Origin of the sequence: uncultured Intestinimonas sp., assembly GCF_944387245.1 — a bacterium.
Lineage (GTDB): Bacteria > Bacillota > Clostridia > Oscillospirales > Oscillospiraceae > Intestinimonas.
In genome coordinates, this window is the sequence record NZ_CALXEE010000014.1 from 1 (window position 1) to 12,929 (window position 12,929).

Sequence of the window (12,929 nt, forward strand, 5' to 3'; positions counted from 1 at the left end):
TATTCTCTATTCCGGCAAAGTTTTAATGTGCCCTCCGCTGATTTTATATCTTGGCAGCACTCTGTCATCCAATCCCCTATAGATCTTTGGGACAAAGATCTATAGGGGATTTTTTATCAAAATTACCACGATTATGCTCATTCACCTTACAGCGTATGGTGAAAAAGGAGGTTTTGATTTCCCTGGCATTTATTCTGTTGACAAACTAATAGTATTAGTTTTAGAATGACTAATGCCGTTAGTTTTAAAGGAGGGTCTATACTATGGGTACCAAGGGCCTATCAAAAGAGCTGATTGTGGCGGAGGCCATTGCCTGTATCGAGAGTACCGGGCAACCAGGTGTGTCACTCCATGAACTGGCCAGAAGGCTGGGGGTGAAAACACCGTCCTTATATAACCACATTAAAAATACAAAAGAGTTGCAATATGAGGTCTTTCGGCACGCCATCGAAAAATTTGTAGTGAATCAAAAGGCGGCCACATTGGACAAACGAAAGGATGATGCGGTAAAGGCCTTTGCAGAGGCATACCACACTTTTGCGGTAGAAAATAAGGGATTGTATCGGCTTATCATGTCCATTCCGTCAGAGGATGACGACCGAGCGAAGGAACTGGCAATTCCGCTCTTGGAAACTGTCGTTGAGATCTTGTCGGATTATGGGCTGTTAGAGGAGACCATCGCCCACTGGCAGCGTGTCTTCCGTGCCATTTTACACGGGTTCATCTCCGAGGAGGAACTGGGGTATTTCTACTATTATCGATCTATCGATCTGCGGAAAAGCCGTGAGATTGCAGTGCAGTGTTTCCTGGATGGATTGCATGCGGAGATCGAAAAGGATACAGAAATGAGATTGGGAGAGAGTGGACAATGACAAAGAACAACGAACTGTTTACAACCATGCCGGTTGGGAAGGCCGTGGCCAAGCTTGCTGTTCCCACGGTCGTCAGTCAGATCATCGTCATCCTTTATAGTCTGGCAGACACCTTCTTTATCGGCCAGATCGGTGATCCCAACCAGATCGCAGCCCTTTCCATCACGTTTCCCATCTATACGCTCCTGACTGCTGTGGCCAATCTCTTCGGCATCGGCGCCAACAGCATCATCGCCAGAAGCATGGGTCAAAACGATGAGCTGACCGCAAAGAAGGCATCCTCATTCTCCTTCTGGGCGGGACTCGCCGTGACTTTGGTACTGTCTGTCCTGCTGGCAATCTTTATGCAGCCGGTTCTGCTGTTCTTCGGCGCAGATGAATTTACCCTGGGCTTTACCACGGACTATCTGTTCTGGGTCTTTGTCATTGGCGGGATCCCGACGGTAGCGGGGCTGGTTCTGGGGCATCTGGTCCGTGCGGTGGGAAAGACGAAGGAGGCCGGTATCGGTCTGACCATTGGCGGCGTCATGAATATCATCCTTGACCCCATCTTTATTTTTGTCTTCCACATGGATGTGGCCGGTGCAGCTGTCGCCACCATGCTTTCCAACGCTATCTCTATGGTGTATTTCTTCGTTGTGCTTGCAAAGATGAGAAAGTCGACCGTTCTTACCCTTTCGCCGAAATACTTCTTACTGGAGAAGAAGGTGGCCTGGGGGACGCTGTCGGTTGGATTCCCCGCCGCTATTTCGGTACTTCTGGTCTCTGTTTCCATCTCGCTTTTGAACGGCCTGCTGCTGAAGCATGAGAATGGCAACATTCTTTCCGCAGCCTACGGCGTGACGTCTAAGTGCGGAACCATCGCGCTTCACATCAGTATCGGCATCGCCCAGGGTGTTATGCCCCTGATTGGATACAGCTATGGCGCTAAGGACCACAAGCGGGTCCATGCGGTGTGTCGTCTCTCCTTCATCATCCTGTTCATTTTCTCCATTGTGTTCCTCGCCATTGTGCAGCTAATTCCGGACACCATCGTTCGGCTATTTATTGACCATGAGGAGACCATCGCCGTAGGCGGTGCGTTCATGCGCCGGTGGTCCTGGTGTGTGATCGGCATGAGCCTGTTCAACATGTATAACTCTATCTTCCAGGCTGTGGGCAAGTGGAAGACATCGCTGCTGCTGGCGGTGCTGCGACTGGGGGTCATCTTCTCCGTTCTCTGCATCGTTCTCGACCATTTCTTCGGTGTCAGCGGCCTGATGTGGGTACAGGCGATCACCGATACACTGTCCTGCCTGATCGCTATGGGCCTGTACAGCCGCTTCAAGAAGTCCCTCATGAAGGAGCTCGCCGTGACGCCGGAAGTTGCTGCCGCGCCGGTTACCTCCAACCGGGTCATTACCATCAGCCGGGAGTTCGGCAGCGGCGGCAGGACCATCGGCAAGGAGGTTGCAGCCAAGCTTGGTATTCCTTGCTACGACAGCGAACTCATTGAGAAGATCGCCGCGGAGAGCGGACTTGCAAAAGAGTACATCGAAAAGCATGGCGAATACGCTGCGTCTGACAGCCTGTATGAGAACGCCGTAGCCGGCAGAGGGCGTGACGGTCAGTCTGACTCGGACAAGATGTGGCTGGCACAGGAAAAAGTAGTGACCGACCTGGCGGAGAAGGAGTCCTGTGTTATCGTAGGCCGTTGTGCCGACTATATCCTGCGGGATACCGCCGACTGCCTGACAGTCTTTATCCATGCGTCGGATGAGAAGCGTGCTGAGCGCATCGTATCGGTATACGGCCAGCGTGAGGAGTCGCCTGCCCAACGCCTGCATGATAAGGACAAAAAGCGCAAAGCTTATTATGAACTCTATACCGGTACCTGCTGGGGACAGGCGGACAATTACGCTCTGTGTCTGGACAGCGGTAAGATCGGTATCGACGGATGCGTCGAAATGATCGCACAGCTCTATCAGCACTCCTAATAGCTGTGCTTTGGGAGAGAAAGAAACGATGGGAAACGGTCGGGAGCCAGAATGGCTCCCGGCCGTTTCCTGTTTCTCGTCACCGTGCTCTATGCACATGGTTGACCGCAGAGATATGAACAGGGTAAAATAAAAGAAATATGTACCCTGCTGGAGTGGTCTGGCAGGGGAGGGGAGGATGAACATGTGTGACCTGCTGTCAGGGCTAAACGATGCCCAGAGAGAGGCAGTCACCTCCACAGAAGGGGTAATCCGGGTCATCGCCGGGGCTGGCTCCGGAAAGACCCGGGCGCTGTCCCACCGTTTTGCCTTTTTGGTGGAGGAGGTGGGTATCCTGCCAGGCAATATTCTCTGTGTCACCTTCACCAACAAGTCTGCCGCCGAGATGCGCCAGCGCATCCACGCTCTTACCGGAGATAACGACACCGGCTACATCAATACCTTCCACGGTTTCTGTGTCTCCGTCCTCCAGGAGGACAGCAGTGCCGTGGGCTATCCCAAGCGATTTCTGGTTCTGGACAACGCGGATATTGACGCTATGCTCCAAATCATCTATGAGGAGCGGGGGCTCTCCCTGCGGGACATGACCTTCCAGAAGGCCAGAGACATGATCGAAATGCGTAAGCTTTTTAAAGAGCCTGACTATTACCAGGAGATGATTGCGCTCTCTCTGGAGGGCCTCCGGCAGAAGTACTCGGACGCGGTGCGGGCAGAGGACATAATTTTCTATGGATATCTCTATCAGGAGAAAAAATGCTTCGGCCTGGACTACAACGACCTTATCAAATTTACCCTGTACATCCTTGCACAGCGCCCGGATCTGAGGGAGAAGTGGCAGCAGCGGCTGGAATACATCATGATCGACGAGTTCCAGGATATCGACCTGCTCCAGTACCAGCTGATGGAGGTCCTCTGCGGATACCATAAAAACCTCTTCGTAGTGGGGGACCCGGATCAGACCATCTACTCCTGGAGAGGCGCCGATATCCGTTACCTCCTGGAGTTGGACAAAGCTTTCCCCGGGACCCGGACCATTCTGATGATGGAGAATTATCGCTCCACGCCGGAGATTCTGGCGGCGGCCAATTCCCTCATTGCCAAGAACCAGTACCGGCTTGAAAAAGACCTCATTCCCACCCTGCCCCCCGGCGAGCCCGTCCATTGTCACCTGGCAGACACCCAGGAAGGAGAGGCCAAGTGGATGGCGCAGCAGATGCTGGATCTTCACGAGCGGGGTGTTCAGTGGCGGGAGATGGCTGTGCTCTATCGTGCGCACTATGTCTCACGTTCGGTGGAGGAGACCTTTCTTCATGCCCGGATTCCCTACATGATCTACAGCGGGGTGCCGTTTTATGGGCGCATGGAGATCAAGGACGCTCTGGCCTACCTGCGCATACTGATCTACCGGGACGATCTCTCCTTTCTTCGGGTGGCCAATGTCCCCAAGCGAAACCTGGGGAAACGCCGCATGGCCGCCCTCCGGGACTATGCCGCCCGGCACGACTGTTCCCTGTACCAGGCACTCCAGGACAATGTGGAGGAGGATATTTTCCGAAATACCAAGGGCCGGCAGTTTCTCTCCCTGGTGGAAAACCTTTCTGTTCAGGCGGAAGAACGGCCGGTTTCCGAAGTGCTCACTGCCGTGCTCCAGGAAAGTGGCTATGAGCGGATGCTCCGCACGGAGGGCAGCCAGGAGCGGTTGGACAATTTAGCTGAGCTCAAACAATCCATCTACGAGTACGAGACCACCTGTGGGGAGGAGGCCACACTGGAGCACTACCTGACCCACGTGGCGCTCCTGACTAACAGTGACACCGAAGAGCACAGGGATCGGGTCCGGCTGATGACGGTGCATGCCGCCAAAGGTCTGGAATTTCCATACGTATTCCTCTGCGGGATGAGCGAGGGTATTTTTCCCTCACGGAAGGTGCGTACCCTTCAGGCCATGGAGGAGGAGCGGCGGCTGGCCTTTGTTGCCCTGACCCGGGCCGAAAAAGGCCTTTTCCTCTCTGCCTCTGGTGGTCGAAACTTTGATGGAGCCCCACGGTACCCCTCTCGTTTCCTATTGGACATAGATACTGATTTGCTGGATCGTACCGGGGATTTCAGTGAGCGTCTCATTCAGGAGGCACGGGCTGCCATAGAGAGCAGTCAGCGCTATCTGCCTGAAAATGATGAGCAGACTACGTTGATGCCGGGACAACGGGTGAGGCACTCGGTCTTTGGTATGGGGACTGTGCTGGATGTGGATCTGGAAAAGTCAGCCCACGTGATCCAGTTTGACGATTTGCCTACTCCCAGGAGCATCTCCTTTAAAGCGAAGTTAGAACGGCTCTGAGACAAAAGAAAACTTTTCCGTTCGTCCTATTGCAGAGTATGAGCTGGATATGGTACGATAAACAAAATTGAACATGGGAGGTACTGCAATGAAGCAGGACATGATCCTTGTACTGGACCTGGGCAGCGAGGAAAATCCCCGTCTGGCCAGAGAGATCCGTGCCCTTGGCGTTTACAGCGAGATCCATCCTCACGACATTACTCTGGAAGAGCTCAAGGCTCTCCCCAATGTGAAGGGCATTATTCTCAACGGCGGTCCTAACCGGGTGGTGGATGGCGTCGAGATCGACGTCTCCAAGGACATCTATAATTATGATGTTCCCGTGCTCCTGGCTGACCACAAAGGGGACAAGCCCTGGCCCGCAGATCCCGCCGAGCGGAAGGAGGCTCTTTCCAACTTTGTCTTTGGACTGTGCGGTGCTCAGGCCAACTGGAACATGGACAACTTCATTGCTGACCAGGTGGAGCTCATCCGGGAGCAGGTGGGGGACAAAAAGGTCCTCCTGGCCCTCTCCGGCGGCGTGGACTCCTCCGTGGTGGCCGCCCTGCTCATCAAGGCCATCGGCAAGCAGCTCACCTGCGTCCATGTGAACCATGGCCTCCTGCGCAAGGGCGAGCCCGAGCAGGTGGTGGAGGTTTTCCGTCATCAGATGGATGCCAACCTGATCTACGTGGACGCCGTGGACCGTTTCCTGGATAAGCTGGCCGGGGTGGCCGACCCCGAGCAGAAACGAAAGATCATCGGTGCTGAGTTTATCCGCGTCTTCGAGGAGGAGGCCCGGAAGTTGGACGGCATCGAGTTCCTGGGTCAGGGCACCATCTATCCCGACATCATCGAGTCCGGCACCAAGACGGTGAAGGCGGTCAAGTCCCACCACAATGTGGGCGGTCTCCCTGAGGATCTGGACTTCCAACTGGTGGAGCCTCTGAAGATGCTTTTCAAGGACGAGGTCCGTGCCTGCGGCAAGGCCCTGGGTCTGCCCGACGGCATGGTTTACCGGCAGCCCTTCCCTGGTCCCGGCCTGGGCGTCCGCTGCCTGGGCGCCATCACCCGGGACCGTCTGGAAGCCGTCCGGGAATCCGATGCCATCCTGCGGGAGGAGTTCGCCAAAAACGGCCTGGAGGGGAAGGTGTGGCAGTACTTCACCGTGGTCCCCGACTTCAAGTCTGTGGGTGTGAAGGACGGAAAGCGTACCTTTGACTGGCCGGTGATCCTCCGGGCGGTGAACACGGTGGACGCTATGACCGCAACCGTGGAAGACGTGCCCTTTGCGCTCCTCCAGAAGATCACGGCGCGCATCACTGCCGAAGTCAAAGGGGTCAATCGCGTCCTCTATGACCTGACGCCGAAGCCCTGCGGCACCATCGAATGGGAGTGAGTTAATCAAAGCCGGCAAAGCATTACGTATAGTGCTTTGCGGGCTTTTGCCTGCTAGATAAATAAGGTGAACGAAAAATATGATTCCACAGGCTTTCTGTGTTTATAAATAGATACTAAAACTGAAAAGGGGTTGTTCATTATGACAATGAAAGATATTCGAAACTATACAAGTTGGAGGGTGGCTCTAAGTTAACCCTCCTAGTGATGGAGGATAGCTATGAGTAAAATTACTTTAAAGAAAATCGATGCATCAAATTTCATTGATTGCTTCCACTTAGAACTTGCGGTGGGACAAGAGAAGTACGTTTCAAGTCCGATTCGCAGTCTCGCACAAGCGTATGTCTATTACAACCAATGCGTGCCATTTGGCATATATGCAGAAGATAAAATGGTTGGATATGTAATGGTCATCTATGATTATGATGAAGAAGTATATAATATTTGGCACATGATGATGGATCGCACTTTTCAGGGGAAGGGGTACGGGAAAGGTGCATTGCAGGAAGTGCTCAAATACATTGCCTCAAAACCTTTTGGGAGTTCAAAAACCGTTTTAATTACCTGTAATCCCCAAAATGAAGTGGCATATAGACTATATCGCCAAATTGGATTTACCGAAACCGGCAGAAGCGATGATGACGAACTGGAATTGGGCATAACCCTGGCAAATGCGCTCCCATATCATTAAATTTGTCGAGCGGTCCGGCCTGTATGACCGGACCGCTCCCTTCTATGTATTGTAAAAACAGTGGTATTCTGTTATAATGGCATCTGTTGTCAATGAAAATAGGACCGGATATCCAGTTCCGGTCGGAAGAATAGGAGTTTTTGCGTGTTCGAAGTCATCAAAACCGAAGGCCGTGCCCGGCGTGGCCAGTTTTCCTGTGCCCACGGCGGAATGGTTCAGACCCCGGTCTTTATGAACGTGGGGACCCAGGGGGCCATCAAAGGCGCGGTCTCTGCCCATGATCTCAAGGAGATCGGCTGCCAGATCGAGCTCTCCAACACCTATCACCTCCACCTGCGCCCCGGCGACGACGTAGTGCGGCAGATGGGCGGCCTGCACAAGTTTATGGACTGGGATGGTCCCATTCTCACAGACTCCGGCGGCTTCCAGGTCTTTTCCCTCTCCGGGTTGCGGAAGATCACCGAGGAGGGTGTCACCTTCGCCTCCCACATCGACGGCCGGCGCATCTTCATGGGTCCGGAGGAGTCCATGCGCATCCAGTCCAATCTGGGCTCTGACATCGCCATGGCCTTCGATGAGTGCATTGAAAACCCTGCCACATATGAGTACGTAAAACCCTCCTGTGAGCGCACTCTTCGTTGGCTGGAGCGATGCAAGGCTGAGCACGACCGGCTCAATGCTCTGCCGGGCACTGTGAATCCTCATCAGATGCTCTTCGGTATCAACCAGGGCGGCACCTATCCCGACCTGCGGATCTGGCACATGAAGGAGATCGCCAAGCTGGACTGCGACGGCTATGCCATCGGCGGCCTGGCAGTGGGTGAGCCTACTCAGACCATGTACGACATCATTGAGGCGGTGGAGCCCTATATGCCGGCGGACAAGCCCCGGTATCTCATGGGCGTGGGCACGCCCTCCAACATCATCGAGGGCGTGGCCCGTGGTGTGGATTTCTTTGACTGCGTCATGCCTGCCAGAAACGCCCGCCATGCCAAACTCTTCACTTGGGACGGTGCCCTCAACATCAAAAACGAGAAGTACAAGCTGGATGATCGCCCCATCGATCCAACCTGTAATTGTCCCACCTGCCGCTCTTTCTCCCGGTCCTATGTGCGTCACCTCTTTGTGGCGGGGGAGATGCTGGGCATGCGCTTGGCGGTGCTCCATAACCTTTGGTTCTACAATGAGCTGACCCGCCGTATCCGGGAAGCCCTGGACCAGGGCTGCTTTGCAGACTTCCGGGCTGAGTATAGCACCAGACTGGAACAGAGAGTATAAATTTTACAAAAGACTTGTCAAAAACGGCGGTTGACTGTATAATATATGAAGCTGTCCAAGCATAGCCTGAAACGAAGCAGGAATCAATCATTTGGAGGTAATGTCTTTTGGAATGGATGTCTACGATCGGTATGCTGGTGGTCATGCTGGCCATCTTCTATTTCTTGCTGATCCGGCCTGAGAACAAGAAGAAAAAAGAGCTGGCAAAGATGCGCAGTGAGCTGACCATCGGAGATGAGGTCACCACCATCGGCGGCATCATCGGTACCATTTGCGCGGTCAAGGAAGAGAGCATCGTTATTGAGACCAGCGCCGACCGGGTCCGGGTGGAGTTCGCCAAGTGGGCTATCTCTACCAAGGGCGCACAGACCATTGAGACCACCAAGTGAGTTAACTCCATAGCATGACAAGCACCCTCTCCGCATAGTCTTCATCAGAAGCAATGCGAGGAGGGTGTTTTTATGCGCAAAGCAGGGGAGGAGCAGGGCGTCAGATGGCTCCAGGTCATGACTGCCGTACTGCTTGGCGGTCTATTGTCCCTGGCAGTGTGTTTAGCAGTTCTTCTGCTCTGTTCGATCGGCATATCCAAAGGCTGGCTGGGGGAGACCTCCATGGATAAGCTGGCTATCGTCGCCTGTGTGCTGGGCGGGTTTTCCGGCGGTGTCCTGACGGTAAAACGCTGCGGCAGCCGGGCGCTTCTGTCCGGGCTGGCCGCAGGCGGTGCCTTTTTTCTTTTACTCCTCGCGGGGGGGCTGCTGTTCTTTGCCGACACAGTATCCATAGATCAGGGGGGGCTGGGACTTCTGTCCGGCTGTCTGTGCGGCGGAGCCGCCGCTGGTCTCCTGTGCGCCGGTCCGAAAAAGAAGCGACGCAGAAGGTGAAGCAGGGAAGAGTGGAGGATGACACAATTGGACGGAGTGTCAACCCTTGTGTGGGGGTCTATTGTTTGAGTGGGAACTGTGATTACACTTTGTATAGAACATAGCCCGTTTCGAAGATATACCAGATGTAAACGCTATATATAGATATAAATAGACGTAATTAATCTATATATAGCGTTATCTGAAGGCAAGGAAGGGCATCTACGTTACCCACCATCCATTTGTTTACATAATATGTTTTACATAACGTGTTGTCATAATTAACAAAAATGAAAAAATATCCTGTCAAGTCATTGCAATGTGATGCGATGGAGTTTATAGTAATGTCTGTCGAAGGGACCGGGTGACGGTCCCTTTGTCAGGCATTTTTTAGAAACAATAATAACAATGAGGAGGCCAACGACATGGCCGGATTTGAAAATAAGGTGTTGGGCTTCATTGGCGCCGGGAATATGAACGGCGCTATCCTGCGTGGCGTTTTGGGGCAGGGGCTTGTGATGCCGAATCAGGTATGGCTCTCCAACCGGCATGCAGAAAAGCTGGAGCCCTTTGCTGCTGAAGGGGTCTGCACTACCACGGACAATGCACAGGTGGCCGCGCAGGCCGATCTCATCGTTCTGGGCGTGAAGCCGCAGATGTTCCCGGATGTCTTGCCGGAGCTGGCCGGTCTCACCGCCGGAAAGTGTGTGGTCTCTATTGCCGCTGGCATCTCTTCTGACGCACTGCGAAGGGCTCTGCCCGGTGCTTTGGTGGTTCGTGCCATGCCAAATACCCCCTTGATGGTGGGTGTGGGTGCCACAGCGGTAGCCCGGGCAGAGGATGTGCCGGCCGAGATGTTCCAGTCGGTCCTGAGCCTCTTTTCCGCCGCTGGTGCTGTGGCGGTCATCAAAGAGGAGCAGATGGATGACATCATCAACGTCAACGGCTCTTCACCGGCCTGGTTCTTCCGTATGGCCGACGTGATGGTCCGTCGGGCGGTCTCCGTGGGCATCGATGCCCAGACAGCCCTGACGCTCACAGCGAAAACCATGGAGGGGTCTGCCCGGCTGCTCCTGGAGTCCGGAAAGACTCCGGAAGAGCTGTGCCGCCAGGTGTGCTCCCCTGGTGGGACCACGCTGGCCTCTCTCTCTGCTTTTGAGGAACGGGATTTCGACGGTCTGATGCTGGATGCCATGGACCGCTGTACCCGGCGCTCAAAAGAGCTCGGAAAATAACCCTCCTATTTGATACGCTTGTCTCATATGCTCTCTAAGGGGTGAGGGCATTGAGAAAGCGAATCGTCGGGTTTTGGGATATGCCGCCGGGCGGGATCACACCGGCTCTGTCAGTATTGTCTGTGGCGTTTGCTATCGGGGCACTGGTGGGGCTTTTCCTGGCAGCGCAGGTAGGAGGAGAAGGGCAGGAGAGTCTGAGCGCCTATCTGCAGGCTTACCTGGCAGCGGCCAAGACCGGAAATGCCACCCCGCCGGAACCGGCGGCCGCCATTTGGGAGGCAGTCCGCTGGCCGCTGCTCACCTTGTTGCTCAGCTTTACCGCCCTGGGTGCGGTGGGAATACCGGCTATTTTCGCGGTGCGCGGGTTTCTTCTCTCCTTTGCGGTGTCTTCTTTTGTGCGTATCTTTGGCGGCGCCGGTGCCATTTTGGCCTTTTTTGCGTTCGGTTTTACAGGACTCATTTCTATGCCCGCACTGTTTCTGCTGGGCGTTCAGGGATTGCTCTCTGCCATGGAATTGGCCGGACGGATTCTGGTGGGCGGAAAGAGTCCACCGTCCTTACCGGGGCGGATTTTTTGGGTGCGCAGCGGGCTGTGTGCCGCTGCCCTGGCGCTCTCCGCCGCATTGGAATGCTGGGCGGTGCCGGCCTTATTGGCCTCCGTGGCAGAGCTCTTTTGATTTTACATTTTGAGAGAAGGTAGGAGATCGGATGGATGAGATCAATGGCTATGAGGCCTATCTCAGGACAGAAAAAAAGGCCTCCGAAAACACTCTGAGCTCCTATCTGAGGGACGTGCGGCAGTTCGCGGAATACTGTGCCCAGGAGGGACTCACGCTCACCCACGTGAACCAGCCGGATGTGGAGGAGTATGTTCGCTACCTCACCAGCCGGGGAAAGTCCGTGTCCACCGTGACCAGGGCAGCGGCGTCGCTCAAGTCCTTCTATGGTTACCTGATCCGGGCAGGGGAGGCGGCCTCCAATCCGGCCCGGGGCGTGGCGCCGGCCAGGGTGGAGCGAAAGCTGCCTCAGATCCTGACCAGCAAAGAGGTGGAGCTCTTTCTGGAGCAGCCGGAGCGAAACGATCCCAAGGGCTGTCGTGACCATGCCATGCTGGAGCTTCTTTATGCCACCGGCATCCGGGTGAGCGAACTCATCGACCTCAATGTGGATGATCTGAACCTGTCCGGTGGGTTTCTTCGCTGTGCCGGGAAGGGGAGAAGCAAGGAACGAATCATCCCTCTGTATGCCGCCGCCATCCGAGCGCTTTCCGAGTATCTGAAAAACGTGCGCCCCCAGCTCCTGGAGTCCGCTGACGAGCCGGCCCTTTTTGTGAATATGACCGGAAAGCGCATGTCCCGGCAGGGCTTTTGGAAGATTATCAAGCATTACCAGGAGAAGGCCGGTATCCAGAAGGAGATCACCCCCCACACTCTGCGTCACTCTTTCGCCGCCCACCTGCTGGAAAATGGGGCAGACCTGCGCTCCATCCAGGAGATGTTGGGACATGCCGACATCTCTTCTACCCAGATTTATGCCCAACTAGTAAATCAAAAATTGAAGGACGTGTATATCAAGGCCCACCCCCGCGCATAATATAGAACATGAGGATGCTCAGGGATCCTTTCCTTCTAAAAGACAGAGCGCCCGGACATTTGTCCGGGCGCTCTGTCTTGCCGGGGGCAGTTTTCCTGGTTGCACCGATCCACCCGCCGTGGTACAATAAAATATGTACAACCTTTGGAGGATACCATGATCATTTTAGGCATCGATCCCGGCTTTGCCATTGTCGGTTTCGGGATTCTGGAATCGGAACGCGGGCGCCAGCGGCTGGTGCGCTGCGGCGCCATCACCACGCCGGCGGGGCAGCCTCTGCCAGCCCGGCTGCTCCAGATCGAGGACGATATGGCCCAGCTCCTATCCGCTTTCCGGCCGCAGGCCATGGCGGTGGAAGAGCTTTTTTTCAACAATAACGTAACAACAGGCATCGGCGTAGCCCAGGCCCGGGGCGTCATTCTGACGGCAGCAGAGCGGGCCGGCGTCCCCATCTTTGAATATTCGCCCTCCCAGGTCAAGCAGGCGGTGGCGGGTTATGGTAAGGCGGAGAAGCGGCAGGTTATGGAGATGACCAAGCGCCTGTTGGGACTACAGGCTGTCCCAAAGCCGGATGACGCTGCCGACGCGGTGGCCATCGCCCTCTGCCACGCCCGGTCCGCCACCTCCCGGCTGGCCGCCCTGGACCCGGCCACCCCGGGTAGCGGACGGTATGCCGTGCGCAGAAGAGACTAGAACCTACATATAAGGC

12 protein-coding genes are annotated in these 12,929 nt (G+C 55.0%); all 12 read left to right on the plus strand.

Annotated features, from left to right (window positions below; genetic code table 11):
- The first annotated feature begins 263 nt into the window (after nt 1–263).
- A complete protein-coding gene (locus tag Q0K15_RS03450) occupies nt 264–872 on the plus strand; it encodes a TetR/AcrR family transcriptional regulator (protein WP_294512186.1) in 609 nt (202 codons plus the stop codon).
- Nucleotides 869–2,848, plus strand: a complete 1,980-nt coding sequence (locus tag Q0K15_RS11090) for an MATE family efflux transporter (protein WP_365933110.1) — start codon at nt 869–871, stop codon at nt 2,846–2,848. Before Q0K15_RS03450 ends, Q0K15_RS11090 begins: the two co-directional genes overlap by 4 nt.
- A gap of 184 nt (nt 2,849–3,032) precedes the next feature.
- Nucleotides 3,033–5,186, plus strand: a complete 2,154-nt coding sequence (locus Q0K15_RS03465; protein ID WP_294512189.1) for a UvrD-helicase domain-containing protein — start codon at nt 3,033–3,035, stop codon at nt 5,184–5,186.
- A gap of 88 nt (nt 5,187–5,274) precedes the next feature.
- Nucleotides 5,275–6,564, plus strand: coding sequence for a glutamine-hydrolyzing GMP synthase (gene guaA / locus Q0K15_RS03470; protein ID WP_294512193.1), 1,290 nt, complete (start codon nt 5,275–5,277; stop codon nt 6,562–6,564).
- Between the two features lie 219 nt (nt 6,565–6,783).
- Entirely contained in the window at nt 6,784–7,254 is a 471-nt protein-coding gene (locus Q0K15_RS03475; protein ID WP_294512196.1) for a GNAT family N-acetyltransferase, read from the plus strand.
- 144 nt (nt 7,255–7,398) lie between these two features.
- A complete protein-coding gene (gene tgt, locus Q0K15_RS03480; protein WP_294512198.1) occupies nt 7,399–8,532 on the plus strand; it encodes a tRNA guanosine(34) transglycosylase Tgt in 1,134 nt (377 codons plus the stop codon).
- A gap of 116 nt (nt 8,533–8,648) precedes the next feature.
- Nucleotides 8,649–8,921, plus strand: a complete 273-nt coding sequence (gene yajC, locus Q0K15_RS03485) for a preprotein translocase subunit YajC (protein ID WP_294512304.1) — start codon at nt 8,649–8,651, stop codon at nt 8,919–8,921.
- Between the two features lie 72 nt (nt 8,922–8,993).
- Nucleotides 8,994–9,413, plus strand: a complete 420-nt coding sequence (locus Q0K15_RS03490) for a TIGR04086 family membrane protein (RefSeq protein WP_294512201.1) — start codon at nt 8,994–8,996, stop codon at nt 9,411–9,413.
- A gap of 404 nt (nt 9,414–9,817) precedes the next feature.
- Entirely contained in the window at nt 9,818–10,627 is an 810-nt protein-coding gene (gene proC, locus Q0K15_RS03495; protein ID WP_294512203.1) for a pyrroline-5-carboxylate reductase, read from the plus strand.
- A gap of 50 nt (nt 10,628–10,677) precedes the next feature.
- The gene (locus Q0K15_RS03500) at nt 10,678–11,304 is read left to right on the plus strand and encodes a hypothetical protein (protein ID WP_294512206.1); all 627 of its coding nucleotides are present in this window, start codon (nt 10,678–10,680) and stop codon (nt 11,302–11,304) included.
- A gap of 31 nt (nt 11,305–11,335) precedes the next feature.
- Nucleotides 11,336–12,220 carry a site-specific tyrosine recombinase XerD gene (gene xerD / locus Q0K15_RS03505; RefSeq protein ID WP_294512209.1) on the plus strand — a complete coding sequence of 295 codons (885 nt, stop codon included), beginning with the start codon at nt 11,336–11,338 and terminating at the stop codon, nt 12,218–12,220.
- Between the two features lie 156 nt (nt 12,221–12,376).
- Entirely contained in the window at nt 12,377–12,913 is a 537-nt protein-coding gene (gene ruvC / locus Q0K15_RS03510; protein WP_294512212.1) for a crossover junction endodeoxyribonuclease RuvC, read from the plus strand.
- Nucleotides 12,914–12,929 lie beyond the last annotated feature (16 nt).